This window comes from Cupriavidus sp. IDO (genome assembly GCF_000812465.1).
Classification (GTDB): domain Bacteria; phylum Pseudomonadota; class Gammaproteobacteria; order Burkholderiales; family Burkholderiaceae; genus Cupriavidus.
Genome location: NZ_JWMA01000054.1, coordinates 17418 through 33811, shown reverse-complemented (window position 1 = coordinate 33811; position 16394 = coordinate 17418). Strand labels below are relative to the sequence as shown.

The window sequence follows — 16394 nt, the reverse complement described above, 5'->3', positions numbered from 1 at the left end:
GATGAGGTTATGCCGCCGCGCCCTTGAAGACCTCGAGCTTGCCGAGTCCGTCACGGAGGAACTCGATCAGCGCACGTGTTGCCATCGACGGATGGATATTGGGCGTGGTGATGATGAACAGCCGGTTGCCTAGGCCTTCGGGTTTCCATTCCGGCAGCACGGGCACCATCCGGCCTGCCCGGACCTCGTCCCAGCCGATATACACCGGCACCAGTCCGATGCCATGGCCCTCGCGCACGGCGCGCATCAGGAACTGGAAGTGCTCGGATTGCAGCGCTGGCGTCAGTTCCACCTCCTCGCGCCGGCCCTCGCGCTGGAGCGATAGCAGGAAATGCCGCGACGTATAGGGCGGGCAGAGGAACTGGCAGCCGGCGAGGTCGGCGGGCACCAGCACCGCCGGGATACGCGCGAGATATTCGGGCGATGCGCACAATTGCCAGTCGATGGCGCAGATTTCCCGCGCCACATGGTCCAGCGGCGGCGCCGAGGTCACCTTCAGCGCGATATCGATTTCGGCGGCGATCAGGTCGGTCACGCGATTGGCAAAGAAGACCCGCAGCGTGATGCCAGGATGCTGTTTTGCAAACTGCAGCAGCAGCGGCGCGATGATGGCATCGCCCAGGCCGGTCGGCACGCTCACGCGCACGTGGCCGCGCAGGGTCTTGCCAAGGCTGTCGATTTCCGCCTGCGCCGACGTCACTTCCCGCAGGATGCGCAGCCCGTGCTGATAGAGCGCGTGGCCAGGCTGGGTCAGCTCCAGGCGACGCGTGGTCCGGCGCAGCAGCTGGGCGCCGGCCTGGTGCTCGAGCTGCCGCAGTTGGCGGCTGATCTGCGAGCGCGTCACGCCGCGCCGCCGGCCGGCTTCGGCCAGGTTGCCGGCATCGACGATGTCGACGAAAGCCTGGATCAGGTTGAGGTCCATACGGGGTTGCCTGAATCATTGTCGCGTATGACGCAACATTGTGATTCCACCCGTCGTAATTGTCGATTCACTGTGCCGCCGTTACATTGACATGTTGCCGGCCGCGCGCGGTCGGCTGCCAAGCCAATCAGAAGCACAGCCCCACAGGAGACAACGACGGATGGCCACGGATCTCTGGTTTGAACACATGCACCGCACCGGCGACGAGCAGGTGGCACGGGGGACGAAACTGGCCGGCGGCCTGCGCGCACTGGGTGTGCAGGAGGGCGACGTGGTCGCGGTGCTGCTGCGCAATGACCCGGCCTATGCCGACGTGGTGCACGCCTGCCGCACGGCCGGCTGCTACTACTGCCCGATCAACTGGCACTTCACCGCCGAGGAAGTCCGTTTCCTGCTGACCGACAGTGGCGCCAGGGCGCTGATCGTCCAGGCGGACCTGCTGCCCGCCGTGCGCGAGGCGGTGCCGGCCGGCATGACGGTGCTGTCCGTCGGCGGCAAGGCCGAGGGCGCGCTCGAATACGAAGGCTGGCTCGCGCAACAGGCGCCGTACGACGGCCCGCGCGTGGCGCCGCGCGGCCATATGGCCTATACGTCCGGAACCACCGGCCGGCCCAAGGGCGTGGTGCGCGAGCCGATCCCGCTGGACCAGCTGGAAGACCAGCTTGTGCGCATGCGCTCGGTGGTGCGGCAGACCTACGGCCTCGAGCCGGGCTGCCGCGCGCTGATGTCGGCGCCGCTGTACCACAGCGCGCCGGGGTCGTTTATCCAGAACGCGCTGCAGTTGGCCGAGCGGCTGGTGATCACGCCGCGCTTCGATGCCGAGCAGGTGCTGGCGCTGGTGGAAAAGCATCGCATCGACGTGCTCTACCTGGTGCCGATCATGTACGTGCGCCTGCTCAAGCTGTCGCCCGAGGTCCGCGCGAAGTACGACTTGTCGTCGATCCGCTTCGTCGCTTCCACCGGCTCGCCGTGCTCGCCGGAGGTCAAGCGGGCCATGCTGGAATGGCTGGGGCCGGTCATCCATGAAACCTACGCCTCGAGCGAAGCCGGCATGATCACGGTGGCCACGCCGGCCGATGCCGTGGCCCGCCCGGGCACTGCGGGAAAGCCGGTCGATGCCGCGCAGCTGCGCATCCTGGACGAAGCCGGCAAGCCGTGCGCGCCCGGTGAAGTCGGCCTGGTCTACGTGCGCCAGCCTGCCTATCCGGACTTCAGCTATCGCAACAACGATGCCGCCCGCGCCGCCATCGACCGCGACGGCCTCGTGACGCTGGGCGACATGGGTTACGTCGACAGCGACGGCTACCTGTTTATCTGCGACCGCGCCTCGGACATGGTGATCTCCGGCGGCGTGAACATCTACCCGGCAGAGATCGAGCACGAACTGGTGCGCTACCCGGGCGTTGCGGACTGCGTGGTGTTCGGCATCCCCGACGACGAATACGGCGAGCGGCTGATGGCGATGGTGCAACCGATGCCCGGCGTCACGATCCGCGAGGATGAAGTCATCGACTGGTTGCGCCAGCGCCTGTCGGGCTTCAAGGTGCCGCGCAGCATCGCGATCGAGCCCAACCTGCCGCGCGATGAAACCGGCAAGCTGGCCAAGCGCCGGCTACGCGACAAATACTGGGAAGGCCGCCAGCGGCGCGTGTGAGAGGCGCCCTGCGGCTATCCCATCCGGCACAACAAAAACAAGCGATCAGACATTGCACCAGACCAGGAGACTCTATGCAACGCAGCAAACTCGGACGGCGCACGTGGCTCGCCGCGCTGGCGGCTGGCGTGGCCTGCGCGCTCGCAAGCGGCATGCAGCCCGCGCTGGCAGCTTTTCCCGACCGGCCCATCAAGCTGGTGGTGCCATACACGCCGGGCGGCTCGACGGACCAGTTCGGCCGCGCGCTGGCCGATGGCATGTCGCGCCAGCTCGGCCAGACCGTGGTGGTGGAAAACCGCCCGGGAGCGGCCACCATGATCGGCACCAACAGCGTGGCGCGCGCGCCGGCAGACGGCTACACCATGGTGCTGGCCACCAACGGCAGCATGGTGCTCAACCCGCAGCTGTACAAGAAGATCACCTACGATCCGCCCAGGGACTTCAGGATCTTCAGCATCGGCGCAGAGGTGCCGCTGGTGGTGGTGACCAATACGCAGGTGCCCGCCAGCAATATCCGCGAGTTCGCGGCGTACGCCAAGGCCGCCGGCGGCAAGCTGAACTACGCCTCGGTGGGCCTGGGCAATGCGCTGCAGCTGGCGACCGAGATGCTCAAGAGCGAGCTCGGCATCAGCGTCACGCACGTGCCCTATAACGGCAGCGCGCCGGCGCTGTCGGCGCTGCTGGCCAATGACGTGCAGCTGATGGTTGACGTGGTCAGCACCTCGCTGCCCCATATCAAGGCCGGCAAGCTGAAGGCGCTGGCGGTCACCGGCCGCAGCCGGCTGGAAGTGCTGCCCAACGTGCCGACCGTGGCCGAGAGCGGCTACCCGAACTTCCAGGCCGCCACCTGGTTTGGCCTGGCGGTGCCGGCCCAGACCCCGCCGGACGCGGTCGCCAGGCTGCAGGCAGCAGCAGACCATGTGCTGAAGGACCCGAAGTTCCGCGCCACCTTCAGCGGGCTCGGGCTGGTGGTGCAGCAGCCACGCACGCAGGCCGAGATCGATCGCTATGTCGCGGCGGACCGCGAGACCTGGGGCAAGGTGATCCGGGCCAACAACATTACGCTGGACTGAGTGCACCCCAAGCCGGGGTAGTGGTACGCCCGGCGGCACGCCACAATGACCGCGCGCGATAGCGCCGGTAACCGCGCAACGGGCCGGCGCTGGAGTGATGGGCGTATAGTTCGGTGTCATGCCGGCCAGGCAGTTCAGCACGCCACGCCGGATGCCTCCGTAACGCCCCCCGCCTTGCCATGACCGATCGAGACCCCACCGATCCCACCGATCCCACCGATCCCACCGATCCCACCGATCCCACCGATCCCGTTCATCGCGCTTCACGTCCTGTATCGGGGCCGGGCAGCGGCTCGGACGACAGCACTGGCGAGGCTCCCGCAGGCGGCTCGCCCCGTACCCCGCGCGACGCTTCCCCTTCCAGCTCCGGCACTGATCCCCAGTCCGATCCGCGCCTGCTGCGCAAACTAGGCCGCCACGCGCGCCTGGCCGCCTGGCGCAAGTCGCGGCAGGTGGGGCGCATTTCCCGCACCACGCTGCGCTATGCCGTCTTTATGTGCGGGGCCGGTTGCGTGGCCTTGTTCTCGCTCGTCTTCGCCTGGATCGCCGAACTGGCGCTGCGCTGGAACCACCACCTGACCCAGGCCACGCCATGGCTGGCTTTCGTGATGCTGCCGTTCGGGCTGGCCGCGCTGCGCTGGCTGACGCTGCGGCTGGCGCCGCAGGCGCGCGGCAGCGGCATTCCGCAGGTGATCGCGGCGGTGACGCTGCCGCCGTCTGGCACGGCGCAGACGGTGCTGGTGTCGTTCAGGCAATCGATGTGGAAGGTCCTGCTGACCGCCGGCGCACTGCTGGCAGGTGCATCGGTCGGTCGTGAAGGTCCGTCGGTGCAGGTGGGCGCCGCGGCCATGCTGGCCTGGGGGCGCTGGTGCCACGAGAAGCTGCAGTTCCGCATCGGCTTCCATCCCAACGCGCTGATCGCCGCCGGTGCCGCGGGCGGGCTGGCGGCCGCCTTCAACACGCCGTTGGCCGGCGTGGTCTTTGCCATCGAGGAACTGGGGCGCGGCACCGCCGTGCGCTGGGACCGGCTGGTGCTGTCCGGCGTGCTGACAGCCGGCTTCCTCTCGCTGGCGGTGCTCGGCAACAACCCGTATTTCTCGGTCAAGGTGCCGATGCTGGTGCTCCATGACGCATGGGGGCCGGTGCTACTGTGCGCGGTGCTCAACGGCGTGCTCGGCGGCCTGTTTGCCAAGGCGCTGATCGGTGGCGTGCCGGGGCTGCTGCCGGCGCGCTGGCGCGTCTGGGCAGGCGAGCACCCGGTGTGGGTGGCGTTCTGCTGCGGGCTGGTGGTGGCGATCATCGGCTGGGCAACGGGCGGTGCGACCTTCGGCACCGGCTACGAGCAGGCCAACGGCCTGATCAACGGCGAATCCCACACCACCTTGTGGTTCGGCATGGCCAAGCTGGTGGCGACGGTGGTGTCGTACTTCGCCGGCATTCCGGGCGGTATTTTCACGCCGTCGCTGGCCATCGGTGCAGGCATTGGCGAGAACGTCGCGCATGTCATCACGGGTATGGCCGAGCCGCGCGTGCTGGCGCTGGTGTCGATGGCGGCTTTCCTGGCGGCGGCCACGCAGGCGCCCATCACGGCCAGCGTGATCGTGATGGAGATGACGCGCTCGCAGGACCTGACCGTGTTCCTCCTGGCCGCCTCGCTGCTGGCGTCGTTCATCTCGCGCCAGTTCTCGCCGCACCCCTTTTACCACCATGTCGGCCACGCTTTCCGGCGCGAGGCGCTGACGCTGGCACGCAAGCCGGCGTCGAGCTGAAACACATGTTTTATGCCCGCGCTGTCCCATGGCGCAGCAGGTCGCTTTCCCCTAAGATTGCGGCGCGGCGCCTTCGGGCCGCGTGTGTACCGGCGACACACCGAGTTCGCTGGCCTGCAGCATGCAGTCTTCCGGGGAGCGCAAATGGCTTCACAACGACCGGCCAACAAGGCCAGGCCGCCGAGCAAGGACAGTACTTACCTCCGCGATGTCGGGGCCGATACCGTGTGGCATACCCGCGGCCTGCAGGCACATTCCCGCCTGCGTTCGCCGCTGCCGCCCGCGCTGCGCACGCCGCGCCGCCAGCTTCCGCCCAGCAAAGTGCCGCGCATGCTGGCCTGGGCGTTGATGCTGGTCATGCTGGCGGTGTTTGCCAACGCGCTGCTGCACATGATGCCGCGCTGACGGATGTGAGGCCGGCGGGGCGCCAGGTGGCGGTCGGAGTGATGTGCCGCGCACCACAAGCAACGCCCCGGAACGATTGGCGCGGGGCAGGCTCCAACCCGGAGCCTTTTTCAGGAGTCTGGATTTGAAATTCCCCGTTGCCGGGCTGGCTGTCGCCGGCCTGATGCTGGCGGCTACCGGCGCCCACGCGGCGCCGGCTGCTTCGGCCGCCAAAGCCCCGCCTGCCGAAAAGGCCCCTGCCACCAACCCCGCTTCCAGCGCGCTGAGTCCAATGCTGCATGTGCTGGAAATCGGCAACCCGCTGCCGGCGCTTCCGGATTGTGCCGACAAGCGCACGCCAGACGGCCGCGATGTCACGGCATTCTGCGTCGAGCTCCGGGGCGACGGCCTGATGCGACAGGTCGGCGTGCCGCGCGACAAGCGGCCGGCCTTCATGGACGGCCCGCACGCAGTGGCCTTCGTCGACGGCAATGCGCTGGTCGGCCTGATCGTGCCGACCGCGGGCGCGAATTCGCAGCAAGCGGCGCTCGACAGCCTGAACGCTATTTACGGCAAGCCGTTCCGACAGGAACAGGCCGATATGCGCGACAAGGCCGGTAATTCGGTCAAGACGGTGCATGCCGGCTGGATGAAGAAGCCGCTGACGGTGGAGCTTTACGCGATCCCGGAAGAGCCTTCCACCGGCACCATCGAGCTCCTGCTGCCGCAGGCGCGTGTGCTGATGGCCAACAAGGATGCCGAGGTCGACAAGCAGCTCAATCCCGCATCCGCTTCGGCGCCCGCGGCGAAGGCCGTCAAACCGGCTCCCAAGCCGTCCAAGCCCGGGAGCTGGTAAGGCAATGCAGGCGGCTGGGCACGCCCCGGACGCCTGCCGGATCAGAGTCCTTCCATCACCTTGTCCAGCCCGCGCACCACGCCGCGCACGGTGTGGACCTTGCGGATGGCCAGCAGCGCGCCTGACACATAAGGCTTGGAGCCGTCGCCGGCTTCATGCCTGAGGTGCAGGCGCTGGCCGTCGGCCCCAAAAATCACTTCCACCCCAAGCTGGTACCCCGGCAGCCGCACCGCATGCACCTGCGTGCCTGACATGGTGGCGCCGCGGGTTTCCTTCGGCCCGTTGACCTGGTCGACCGGCACCGCCTGCGCGGCCGCCTTGATCTCTCCGAGCCGGTAAGCCAGCTCCCGCACCGTGCCCGACGGCACGTCGATCTTGCCTGCCTTGGCGTAGTCGATGATTTCCCAGTGATCGAGATGGCGCGCGGCCATCTCGGCGAACTTCTGCAGCAGCACGACGGTGATCGCGAAGTTGCCGCATGCCAGCACGCCGCGCTCGGCCTTGAGGGCGGCCGCGTCGATCTCGGCGTAGTCCTCGTCGGTCAGGCCAGAGGTGCCTACCACCACGTGCGCGCCATGGGCGAGCGCCTGCAGGATGTTGTGCTTGGCGATGGCGGGCCTGGTGTATTCGACATAGACGTCATACGGCGTATTGCCCAGGTCCTCGATGCTGGCCGCCGCCACGCCCGGTGTATCGGCATGGCCGGTCAGTTGCGCCAGCGGCTGGCCCGCGGCGCCGCGCGAGAGGCCGGCCACCAGCGTCATGTCGGCCGCGTGCGCCACGCCGCGCGCCAGTTCGCCGCCGGCCCAGCCGGTCACGCCGCCGACGGCGACTCGAATCGGATTGCTCATGCTTTGCTTCTCCCGAGTTTGCTTTGGTGCGGTCTGAGAATACCGCGCAGTGAATTACCCCGCAGCGCGCCGGCGGTCGATCTTGCGCGCCAGCACGATGGAGGTGGTGGTGTGGTTCACGCCGTCGAGCATGCCGATTTCGTCCAGCAGCTTGTCGAGGCGGTCATGCGTGTCGCAGCGGATCGCCACCAGGTAGTCGACCGGGCCGCTGACGGAATTGACCTCCTCGATCTCGGGCAGCCGCTGCAGCGCGCGCAGGATGGCGGGCGCCGCCTTGGGCTGCACGGACAGGCCGCAGTAGGCCAGGATCGCGTTGTCCTCCATTTCGCGCCCCAGGCGCACGCCGTAGCCGGCGATCACTCCGGCGCGCTCCAGCCTGGCGATGCGCGCGACCACCGTGGTGCGCGCAATGCCGAGGTGGCGCGCCAGGTTGGCCGCACTTTCGCGCGCGTTGGCCTGCAGCAGGGAAAGCAGGTGGCGGTCGGTGGTGTCGAGTTCCGGCATTTCGTCGAAAGTAGTTGTCGTTTCGTTCGATTATGGCGGGTTTTCGTCAATCTTGTAGCTTCATCTGGTTCGCTCTCGTACCCATACTCGATTTACGGGACACAGTGAATCCACAGAGAGACCGCAGAGAAGCGAGAAGACATCATGCAACCATCCAACCTGGGCCGGTCGGCCCCGCGCGACCTGGCCAAGGCCCGGCGGCCGCTGCAAGTGGCGGTGCTGGGCGCGGGCAAGATCGGCCGCACCATTGCCACCATGCTTCATGACAGCGGCGACTACCGGGTCAGCCTGGTCGATCATGATGCCCGCCGCCTTGATGGCCTGCCGCGCGCCATCGCGGCGCGCGCCGGCGACCCGACCGAGCCGGGCACCTGCGCGGCGCTGCTGGCGGGCTGCGACGCCGTGCTCAATGCGCTGCCGTTCCATGCTGCCGTCAGCGTGGCCACGGTGGCGGCGCGACTGGGCGTGCACTACTTCGACCTGACGGAAGACGTGGCGGCTACCCAGGCTATCCGGCAGCTGGCGCAGAACGCGCGTTCGGTGCTGATGCCGCAGTGCGGGCTGGCGCCCGGCTTTATCGGCGTGGTCGGGCATGACCTGGCGCAGCGGTTCCTGCACAACGGCGGCGAGCTGCTCGACCTGCAGATGCGGGTAGGCGCGCTGCCGCGCTACCCCAGCAATGCGCTCAAGTACAACCTGACCTGGAGCACCGAGGGCCTGATCAACGAATACTGCAATCCGTGCGAGGCCATTGTCGACGGCCGGCGCGTGGAGCTGGCCGCGCTGGAAGGGCTGGAAAGCTTCGCGCTGGACGGCGTCGAATACGAGGCCTTTAATACATCAGGCGGACTCGGCACGCTGCCCGAAACGCTGGCCGGCCGCGCCCGTCATGTCGACTACAAGTCCATCCGCTATCCCGGCCACTGCGCGCTGATGAAGCTCCTGCTCAACGATCTGCGGCTGCGCGAACGGCGCAGCTGGCTACGCGAAATCCTCGACCGCGCGATCCCGGTCACGGATCAGGATGTGGTGATCGTGTTCGCCACCGCCACTGGCTATCCGACCGGCGGCGAGCGGGGTCGGGGGCCGCTGACGCAGGCTTCGTTCTCGGCGCGCATCGGCGGCGTGAATACGCCGGCCGGCCATGTCAATGCCATCCAGCTCACCACCGCCGCGGGCATCTGCACCGCGCTGGACCTGGTGGCAACGGGCGGGCTGCCGCAGGCTGGCTTCGTGCGGCAGGAAGCGATGCCGCTGGCGATCTTTCTCGCCAACCGCTTTGGGCGTCATTACACGCAGCATCCGCTGCAGGAGACCACCGTATGAGAGCGCAGGAAATCGCAGCCTGCTGGCAGGCGATGGGATTGCCCCGGCCGTGGCAGGAAGGCACGCCCGCGGGCACGGTGACGGTGCGATCGCCGGTGGATGGCGAATCGTTCGGCCATGTGCCGGCCTGCACGCCGGCGCAGGCCGATGCGCGCATCGCGCGGGCGCACGAGGCGCAGAGCACGTGGGCGCTGATGCCGGCGCCGGCGCGCGGCGAGATCGTGCGGCGCTATGGCGAGGTGCTGCGCGAACACAAGCAGTCGCTGGGGCGGCTGGTGTCGCTGGAGTCGGGCAAGATCCTGCAGGAAGGGCTGGGCGAGGTGCAGGAGATGATCGACATCTGCGACTTCGCGGTCGGGCTTTCGCGCCAGTTGTACGGGCTGACGATTGCATCGGAACGCCCGCAGCACGCCATGCGCGAGAGCTGGCATCCGTTCGGCCTGTGCGGGGTGATCTCGGCGTTCAACTTCCCGGTGGCGGTGTGGGCGTGGAACGCGGCGCTGGCGCTAGTGTGTGGCAACGGCGTGGTGTGGAAGCCGTCGGAAAAGGTCACGCTGTGCGCGCTGGCGGCGCACGCGTTGCTGGAGCGCGTGCTGGCCGCGGCGGCGCCGCAGCATGTGGGGATTTCGACGGTATTGCCCGGCGGACGGATGCTCGGCAACCACCTGGTCTCGCACCAGGCGGTGCGGCTGATCAGCGCGACCGGTTCGACGCGGATGGGGCGCGAAGTCGGTATCGCCTGCGCGGGCCAGTTCAAGCGCAGCATCCTGGAGCTCGGGGGCAACAATGCGGCCATCGTGGCGCCGTCCGCCGACATCGAGCTGGCCGTGCGCGCTATCACCTTCGCCGCGGCGGGCACTGCCGGCCAGCGCTGTACCACGCTGCGCCGCTGCTTCGTGCATGCCGACCTGATGGATACCATGGCCAACCGCCTGATCACGGTGTTCGACCGCCTGCCGGTCGGCGATCCGCTGGAAGATGGCACGCTGATCGGGCCGCTGATCGATGCGGCGGCCGGCGACAGCATGGCCAACGCGCTTGCCAGCTGCCGCGCGCAGGGCAATATCGTGACCGGCGGCGAGCGCCTGCTGACCGATCGCTTCCCGCACGCCTGCTACGTGCGTCCGGCGCTGGTGATGACCGACGATCAGCACGACACCATGCTGACCGAGACCTTCGCGCCGATCCTCTACCTGATGCCCTACACCTCGCTCGACGAGGCGATCGCCCTCAATAACGCAGCCGCGCACGGGCTATCGTCGTGCATCTTCACGGAATCGCTGCGCGAGGCCGAGTGTTTCATGTCGGCGGCGGGCAGCGATTGCGGCATCGCCAATGTCAACATCGGCACCAGCGGCGCGGAGATCGGCGGGGCATTTGGTGGGGAAAAGGCGACCGGCGGCGGCCGTGAATCGGGCTCGGATGCGTGGAAGGGCTACATGCGCCGCGCCACCAACACCATCAACTACGGCGATACCTTGCCGTTGGCGCAGGGGATACGGTTCGAGATCTGAGGCGCATTTACGTTCACAAACTCGTTGCGAATCGTAACAAGGGTTACAGCGCCTTGACGCTGTATTACCAATCCGGCCCGTATAACGTTCTCAGGGGCAGGCACATGCCCGATAGCGACCCCCAAGGACGATACGATGAGAACAATGTTGATTGGAATGGCTGCCGCTGCGGCGGCGGCTACGATGCTGGGAGGCTGCGCGGTTTATCCGGTAGGACCGGCGGTCGCGGTAGAGCCCGCGCCCGTATATGTCGGCCCGCCCGCGGTGGTGGTCTCGCCGCGGCCGTATTACTACGGCTATGGTGGTGGCTACTACGGCAGGGGCTACCGGCGCTGGTAAGCCCTTCTTCAGGCAAGGCGTGGCAGTGTAGTCAGCTGCCGCGCGCCGTTTCGTCGTCCTTGCCGTTCAGGCCGCCCCAGCTCGGCGCGAGCGTCTGCCCGATTTCCGGCAGGTCGACCAGGTCCAGCACGCGGCCGACGGTATGGTCGACCAGTTCGGCAATGCTCTGCGGCTTTTGGTAGAAGCCCGGCACGGGCGGGAACACGATCCCGCCCATTTCCGTTACCGCCGTCATATTGCGCAGATGCGCGAGGTTCAGCGGCGTTTCCCGCACCATCAGCACCAGCTTGCGGCGCTCCTTGAGCGTGACATCGGCTGCGCGCGTGATCAGGTTGTCGGAGAGTCCGTGGGCGATGGCGGCCAGTGTGCGCATGGAGCACGGTGCCACCACCATCGCATGCGCGCGAAACGAACCGCTGGCGATAGTCGCGCCGATATCGCGTACGTTGTGCACGACGTCGGCCAGCGCCTCGACTTCGGCGCGGGCGATGTCCAGCTCGTGCTGGAGGTTCATCACGCCGGCAGGGGAAATCAGCAGGTGGGTTTCCACCGGCTTCACCTCGCGCAGCACCTGTAGCAGGCGCACGCCGTAGATGGCGCCGGTGGCGCCCGTGATGGCGACGATCAGCCGTTGCGGCGGGGTGCCATCTGTCACGGGCATGGCAGGCCTCAGGCCTTCAGCAGGGTTTGCAGTTCGCCGTTCTGGTACATCTCCATCATGATGTCCGAGCCGCCGATGAACTCGCCGTTCACGTAGAGCTGCGGGATGGTCGGCCAGTTTGCGTATGCCTTGATGCCCTGGCGGATCCCTTCGTCTTCCAGCACGTTCACGGTGGTCGGCGCGTCCACGCCGCAGGCCTTCAGGATCTGGATGGCACGGCCGGAGAAGCCGCACATCGGGAACTGCGCGGTGCCCTTCATGAACAGGACCACCGGGTTGCCCTTGACGATCTGGTCGATCTTTTGCTGCACGTCACTCATGATTTCAGTTTCGGTTGGGCGTGGCCGGAAGGGATCTGGCCGATCCTGGCGCCGCCGGGGTGTTTCAAAGGTTGCACGGCACGCCGCGCAACGGTGATCGCTAACGGCAAATTCTACCGGATTCGGTGCCGGGCTTCAGTGGGCCGGGTCAGGCACTGGCCGGAAGTCGCCCGCCGCTGCAGCGTTCGTGGCCGGCCAGGTCGCGCGCGGTGAAGATATCGGTGAAGCCGGCACCGGCAAGCAGCGCCCGGGTGGCTTCGGCCTGGTCGAAGCCGTGTTCCATCAGCAGCCAGCCGTCTGGCAGCAGGCGCCCGATGGCGCCCCTCACGATCGCAGCCAGGTCGGACAGGCCGTCCTTGTGATCGGTCAGCGCATCGATCGGCTCGAAACGCAGGTCGCCCTCGACCAGGTGCGGATCGCCCTCGGCGATGTAGGGCGGATTGCTGACGATCAGGTGGAAGCGCAGGCCAACAGGCAATGCTGCGTACCAGTCTGACACCAGGAAATGGATGCGGTCGGCGCCCAGCGCGCTGGCATTGTCCTGCGCCACCATCAGCGCCCCCGGGGAAATGTCGGTGGCCCAGACCTCAGCATCGGTGCGTTCGCGCGCGATTGTGACTGCCAGGATGCCGGAACCCGTGCCCAGATCCAGCACACGCGGATGCGCCACATTTGCCAGCCGCGCCAGCGAGGACTCGACCGCGATTTCAGTGTCGGGCCGGGGAATCAGCACATCGGGCGAGACCCGGAACTTGCGCCCGAAGAACTCGCGCTCGCCGATCAGGTAGGCCATTGGCTCCCCCGCAAGACGGCGTGCCAGCAGCGTGGCGAATGCATCGCGTTGCGCCAGGCTCAGCGCTTCGTCGTCGCGGGTGATCAGTTGCGTGCGGTTCAGGCCGGTGACATGCGTCAGCAGCATGCGTGCCTCAAGCGGTGGCAGTCCGGCAATGGCGGCCAGCGTCTGGGCTTCGCGCAGGGTGGGAGTGGCTGGCAGTGCGCCGGCCGTGGCTGAGGACATCGTAGGGAGAAACTGGGTGGCGTGCCGGCAATAAAAAAAACCCCGCCGGGCGTTGGCCTGGCAGGGCTTTCGGCGGGTGTTTCAGCTAAACGCCAGTTTACCGCCGATCGGGGCGGCCGGCGCAATGCCCCCGCCCGGATGATTACTTATTGACGGCGTCCTTGGCCTTGTCGGCGCCGGCATTCACCGCATCCTTGGCGGCTTGCTTGGCACCTTCCATGGCATTGCCGGCGTCTTGCTTGGCCTTGTCTGCGGCAGCCGAAACGTCGGCGGCAGCACCGCTTGCAGCTGCCTTGGCAGCATCGGCCGCATTGCCGGCGGCTGCGGCAGCATCGCTGGCGGCAGCCTTGGCGGACTCGGCGGCGCTTTGCATGGCTTTATCGGCGCTGGAGGCGGCCGGGGCCTCTTCCTTCTTGCTGCAAGCGGCCATAGCCGCGGTGATCATCAACAGCGCGAGCAGTTTTTTCATGATTTCGTCCTTGTGTCCGTTCTTCAGGAGAGACATACGCCGGCATTATTTACCGGTCGAAAACGATTATAGACAGCAGTCTTACCACTGCCAGTGCTGTTTCAAGCATTTACAAGAGATACAAAGACTTGGGCGATATTGGCAACCATTCGTGCAAGACAGCGGCTTATTACCTGAAGGTGACGCATCAGGCGTCTTCGCCGAGTGCCGCGAGCTGGTCTGCCTGGTGCTCGGCAGCCAGCGCGGACACGAGTTCATCCAGATCGCCATCCATGATCATGTCGATCTTGTAGAGCGTCAGGTTGATGCGGTGGTCAGTCACGCGTCCTTGCGGGAAGTTGTACGTGCGGATGCGGTCGCTGCGGTCGCCCGAGCCGATCAGGTTGCGGCGGGTGCTGGCCTCCCTGGCCTGCGCCGCGCGCGTCTGCATGTCCTTGATGCGGGCGGCCAGCACTTTCATCGCCTTGTCCTTGTTGCGATGCTGGCTGCGATCGTCCTGGCATTCGACCACGATGCCGGTCGGCAGGTGGGTCAGGCGCACGGCCGAGTCGGTCTTGTTGACGTGCTGGCCGCCGGCGCCGGACGCGCGGAAGGTGTCGATGCGCAGGTCGGCCGGGTTGATCTCGACCTCGCCGACTTCATCGGCCTCGGGCATCACGGCCACGGTGCAGGCCGAGGTGTGGATGCGGCCCTGCGCTTCCGTTGCCGGCACGCGCTGCACGCGATGGCCGCCGGACTCGAACTTCAGTTTCGAAAACGCGGCATCGCCGGCGATCCGCACGATCACTTCCTTGTAGCCGCCCAGGTCTGACTCGGACTCGCTCATGATCTCGACCTGCCAGCGCTTGCGTTCGGCGTAGCGCGTGTACATGCGCAGCAGGTCGGCGGCGAACAGCGCGCTTTCCTCGCCGCCGGTCCCGGCGCGGATTTCCAGCAGCAGGTTGCGGTCGTCGTTGGGATCCTTGGGCAGCAGCAGCGTCTGCAGGCTGCCCTCGAGCGATTCGAGCCGCCCGCGCGCGCTGGCGATCTCGTCCGCGGCGAAATCTTTCATCTCCGGATCGTCCAGCAAGGCCTGCGCGGTAGCGAGGTCGTCCTGCGCCTGGCGGAACTGGCCGTATTGCTCGGCTAGCGGCGACAGCTCGGCATGCTCGCGCGAGAGCTTGCGGTACTGGTCGATGTTCGCGGTCGCGTCTTCGCGCGCGAGCAGGGCGTTGACTTCGTCGAGTCGCTCGGCCAGTTGGTCGAGCTTGGCAAGCATGCTGGCTTTCATGGGGGTTCGGTTCGGATGGCGTTGAGCCGGGCGCCGCTGTCAGGGCAGGGCTGCGGGTAGCCGGCGCCAGGCGCGCGGCATCGGGGAGAGCGCGGCTAGCGCTCGGAGTGGCTGCTGTGGCGGAACAGGCCGGGCACCAGGCGCAGCAGCGCCTCGCGGTCTTCGCCCTGGGTGTGGTTCAGCGCGTGGGTCGGGCCGTGCAGGAACTTGCGGGTCAGCGCGCCGGAGAGGGCTTCGAGCACGGCCTCGGGATCGTCGCCGCGCGCGAGCATGCGGCGGGCGCGTTCGAGTTCGGCCTGGCGCATGGCCTCGCCGTTGGACTGCAGCTCGCGGATGACGGGCACCACGCTGCGGGTCTCGAGCCAGTGCATGAAATTCTGCACGCGGCTTTCGATGATGGCTTCGGCCTGTGCGACGGCGGCCTGGCGCAGGGCGTTGCCCTCGCGCACGACGGCGCCGAGGTCATCGACGGTATAGAGGAACACGTCGTCCAGGCGGGCGACTTCAGGTTCCACGTCGCGCGGCACGGCGAGGTCGACCATCATGATCGGGCGGTGCTTGCGGCGCTTGACCGCGCGCTCGACGGCGCCCAGTCCGATGATCGGCAGCGAGCTGGCGGTGCACGACACCACGATGTCGAACTCGTGCAGGCGCTCGCCGAGATCCGACAGGCGGATCGCCTGCGTGGTCAGCCCCTGGCCGGCAAGCTGCTCGGCCAGCTTCTCGCCGCGCTCGACGGTGCGGTTGGCAACGACGATCTGGCGCGGCATCTGCGCCGCGAAGTGCGTGGCGCACAGTTCGATCATCTCGCCGGCGCCGATGAACAGCACGCGCTGGGTGGAAACGCTTTCGAAAATGCGCTGCGCCAGCCGCACCGCGGCAGCGGCCATCGAAACCGAATGCGCACCGATCTCGGTCTGGCCGCGGACTTCCTTGGCCACCGCGAAGGTGCGCTGGAACAACTGGTTCAGGTACGTGCCAAGCGACCCGGCTTCGCCGGCGGTACGCACTGCGTCCTTGAGCTGGCCGAGGATCTGCGTCTCGCCCAGCACCATCGAGTCCAGCCCGCTCGCCACGCGGAAGGCATGGCGCACCGCTTCGGACTGCGGCAGGGCGTAGAGGTGCGGCGCCAGTTCCCCGGCCGGCACGTTGTGGTGCTGCGACAGCCACCGCAAGGTGTGCTCGAAACCCTCGGCGCCGGGCGTGAGCACATCGGTCGCGCAATAGATCTCGGTGCGGTTGCAGGTGGAGAGGATGGCGGCCTCGGTGCCGTTGCGGCCGGCGAGGTGGGTGCGCAGGGCGCCCAGTGCGGGTTTGATCTGCTCAAGCGGAAACGCCACCCTCTCGCGCAGCGAGACAGGTGCCGTCGTGTGGTTGATGCCGATCGCGAGCAGTTGCATTTGTGGGGGACAGGTACCAGCCCGGAACGTAGCCGGGCCGATTCGCATTATACCGCCGGGATCG

At 67.3% G+C, this 16394-nt stretch carries 17 protein-coding genes; 8 read left to right on the top strand and 9 right to left on the bottom strand.

Annotated elements, in window-relative coordinates; genetic code table 11:
• Window positions 1–7: 7 nt before the first annotated feature.
• Window positions 8–922: a LysR family transcriptional regulator gene (locus RM96_RS17205; protein WP_039012294.1), complete on the bottom strand. Its 915-nt coding sequence runs from the start codon at window positions 920–922 to the stop codon at window positions 8–10.
• Window positions 923–1082: 160 nt separating this feature from the next.
• Here RM96_RS17205 and RM96_RS17200 point away from each other — a divergent pair, with 160 nt between their 5' ends.
• The 5 genes from RM96_RS17200 to RM96_RS17180 all read left to right on the top strand — a co-directional run bounded on the left by RM96_RS17200 (window position 1083) and on the right by RM96_RS17180 (window position 6658).
• Window positions 1083–2576 carry an acyl-CoA synthetase gene (locus RM96_RS17200; protein WP_039012293.1) on the top strand — a complete coding sequence of 498 codons (1494 nt, stop codon included), beginning with the start codon at window positions 1083–1085 and terminating at the stop codon, window positions 2574–2576.
• A gap of 74 nt (window positions 2577–2650) precedes the next feature.
• Window positions 2651–3649, top strand: a complete 999-nt coding sequence (locus tag RM96_RS17195; RefSeq protein ID WP_039012291.1) for a Bug family tripartite tricarboxylate transporter substrate binding protein — start codon at window positions 2651–2653, stop codon at window positions 3647–3649.
• A gap of 179 nt (window positions 3650–3828) precedes the next feature.
• Window positions 3829–5418: a chloride channel protein gene (locus RM96_RS17190; protein ID WP_039012290.1), complete on the top strand. Its 1590-nt coding sequence runs from the start codon at window positions 3829–3831 to the stop codon at window positions 5416–5418.
• Window positions 5419–5562: 144 nt separating this feature from the next.
• Window positions 5563–5823 carry a hypothetical protein gene (locus tag RM96_RS17185; protein ID WP_052279557.1) on the top strand — a complete coding sequence of 87 codons (261 nt, stop codon included), beginning with the start codon at window positions 5563–5565 and terminating at the stop codon, window positions 5821–5823.
• Between the two features lie 124 nt (window positions 5824–5947).
• Entirely contained in the window at window positions 5948–6658 is a 711-nt protein-coding gene (locus RM96_RS17180) for a hypothetical protein (RefSeq protein WP_039012289.1), read from the top strand.
• Between the two features lie 41 nt (window positions 6659–6699).
• Here the strand turns inward: RM96_RS17180 and dapB are convergent, their stop codons facing one another.
• Together dapB and RM96_RS17170 are read right to left on the bottom strand one after the other, a co-directional pair.
• Window positions 6700–7509, bottom strand: coding sequence for a 4-hydroxy-tetrahydrodipicolinate reductase (gene dapB, locus RM96_RS17175; RefSeq protein WP_039012288.1), 810 nt, complete (start codon window positions 7507–7509; stop codon window positions 6700–6702).
• Between the two features lie 54 nt (window positions 7510–7563).
• Entirely contained in the window at window positions 7564–8013 is a 450-nt protein-coding gene (locus RM96_RS17170; protein ID WP_039012287.1) for an Lrp/AsnC family transcriptional regulator, read from the bottom strand.
• 144 nt (window positions 8014–8157) lie between these two features.
• Between RM96_RS17170 and RM96_RS17165 the strand changes: the two genes are divergently transcribed.
• The 3 genes from RM96_RS17165 to RM96_RS17155 all read left to right on the top strand — a co-directional run bounded on the left by RM96_RS17165 (window position 8158) and on the right by RM96_RS17155 (window position 11192).
• Complete coding sequence (locus tag RM96_RS17165; protein WP_039012286.1) at window positions 8158–9339, top strand: saccharopine dehydrogenase C-terminal domain-containing protein; 1182 nt, start codon at window positions 8158–8160, stop codon at window positions 9337–9339.
• On the top strand, window positions 9336–10853 hold the full coding sequence (amaB, locus tag RM96_RS17160; protein ID WP_039012284.1) for an L-piperidine-6-carboxylate dehydrogenase: 1518 nt from the start codon (window positions 9336–9338) through the stop codon (window positions 10851–10853). The genes RM96_RS17165 and amaB overlap by 4 nt, the downstream gene beginning before the upstream one ends.
• 135 nt (window positions 10854–10988) lie before the next feature.
• Window positions 10989–11192, top strand: coding sequence for a hypothetical protein (locus RM96_RS17155; protein WP_238587305.1), 204 nt, complete (start codon window positions 10989–10991; stop codon window positions 11190–11192).
• 31 nt (window positions 11193–11223) lie between these two features.
• On the opposite strand, the gene RM96_RS17150 is transcribed toward RM96_RS17155, so the two are convergent.
• The 6 genes from RM96_RS17150 to hemA all read right to left on the bottom strand — a co-directional run bounded on the left by RM96_RS17150 (window position 11224) and on the right by hemA (window position 16330).
• A complete protein-coding gene (locus RM96_RS17150) occupies window positions 11224–11853 on the bottom strand; it encodes a UbiX family flavin prenyltransferase (RefSeq protein ID WP_039012283.1) in 630 nt (209 codons plus the stop codon).
• A gap of 8 nt (window positions 11854–11861) precedes the next feature.
• Window positions 11862–12173: a Grx4 family monothiol glutaredoxin gene (gene grxD, locus RM96_RS17145; RefSeq protein ID WP_039012282.1), complete on the bottom strand. Its 312-nt coding sequence runs from the start codon at window positions 12171–12173 to the stop codon at window positions 11862–11864.
• Window positions 12174–12321: 148 nt separating this feature from the next.
• Window positions 12322–13191 carry a peptide chain release factor N(5)-glutamine methyltransferase gene (prmC, locus tag RM96_RS17140; protein WP_039012281.1) on the bottom strand — a complete coding sequence of 290 codons (870 nt, stop codon included), beginning with the start codon at window positions 13189–13191 and terminating at the stop codon, window positions 12322–12324.
• 142 nt (window positions 13192–13333) lie between these two features.
• Window positions 13334–13660 (bottom strand): hypothetical protein, encoded by a 327-nt coding sequence (locus tag RM96_RS17135; RefSeq protein ID WP_039012324.1) that lies wholly within the window; start codon window positions 13658–13660, stop codon window positions 13334–13336.
• A gap of 187 nt (window positions 13661–13847) precedes the next feature.
• On the bottom strand, window positions 13848–14930 hold the full coding sequence (gene prfA / locus RM96_RS17130; protein WP_039012280.1) for a peptide chain release factor 1: 1083 nt from the start codon (window positions 14928–14930) through the stop codon (window positions 13848–13850).
• 95 nt (window positions 14931–15025) lie between these two features.
• Window positions 15026–16330 carry a glutamyl-tRNA reductase gene (gene hemA / locus RM96_RS17125; protein WP_039012278.1) on the bottom strand — a complete coding sequence of 435 codons (1305 nt, stop codon included), beginning with the start codon at window positions 16328–16330 and terminating at the stop codon, window positions 15026–15028.
• Window positions 16331–16394 lie beyond the last annotated feature (64 nt).

Excerpts from the sequence above, each read along its gene's own strand:
- RM96_RS17205 (WP_039012294.1), bottom strand. The coding sequence starts at position 922 with ATGGACCTCAACCTGATCCAGGCTTTCGTCGACATCGTCGATGCCGGC.
- RM96_RS17200 (WP_039012293.1), top strand. The coding sequence starts at position 1,083 with ATGGCCACGGATCTCTGGTTTGAACACATGCACCGCACCGGCGACGAG.
- RM96_RS17195 (WP_039012291.1), top strand. The coding sequence starts at position 2,651 with ATGCAACGCAGCAAACTCGGACGGCGCACGTGGCTCGCCGCGCTGGCG.
- RM96_RS17190 (WP_039012290.1), top strand. The coding sequence starts at position 3,829 with ATGACCGATCGAGACCCCACCGATCCCACCGATCCCACCGATCCCACC.
- RM96_RS17185 (WP_052279557.1), top strand. The coding sequence starts at position 5,563 with ATGGCTTCACAACGACCGGCCAACAAGGCCAGGCCGCCGAGCAAGGAC.
- dapB (WP_039012288.1), bottom strand. The coding sequence starts at position 7,509 with ATGAGCAATCCGATTCGAGTCGCCGTCGGCGGCGTGACCGGCTGGGCC.
- RM96_RS17170 (WP_039012287.1), bottom strand. The coding sequence starts at position 8,013 with ATGCCGGAACTCGACACCACCGACCGCCACCTGCTTTCCCTGCTGCAG.
- RM96_RS17165 (WP_039012286.1), top strand. The coding sequence starts at position 8,158 with ATGCAACCATCCAACCTGGGCCGGTCGGCCCCGCGCGACCTGGCCAAG.
- amaB (WP_039012284.1), top strand. The coding sequence starts at position 9,336 with ATGAGAGCGCAGGAAATCGCAGCCTGCTGGCAGGCGATGGGATTGCCC.
- RM96_RS17155 (WP_238587305.1), top strand. The coding sequence starts at position 10,989 with ATGAGAACAATGTTGATTGGAATGGCTGCCGCTGCGGCGGCGGCTACG.
- RM96_RS17150 (WP_039012283.1), bottom strand. The coding sequence starts at position 11,853 with ATGCCCGTGACAGATGGCACCCCGCCGCAACGGCTGATCGTCGCCATC.
- grxD (WP_039012282.1), bottom strand. The coding sequence starts at position 12,173 with ATGAGTGACGTGCAGCAAAAGATCGACCAGATCGTCAAGGGCAACCCG.
- prmC (WP_039012281.1), bottom strand. The coding sequence starts at position 13,191 with ATGTCCTCAGCCACGGCCGGCGCACTGCCAGCCACTCCCACCCTGCGC.
- RM96_RS17135 (WP_039012324.1), bottom strand. The coding sequence starts at position 13,660 with ATGAAAAAACTGCTCGCGCTGTTGATGATCACCGCGGCTATGGCCGCT.
- prfA (WP_039012280.1), bottom strand. The coding sequence starts at position 14,930 with ATGAAAGCCAGCATGCTTGCCAAGCTCGACCAACTGGCCGAGCGACTC.
- hemA (WP_039012278.1), bottom strand. The coding sequence starts at position 16,330 with ATGCAACTGCTCGCGATCGGCATCAACCACACGACGGCACCTGTCTCG.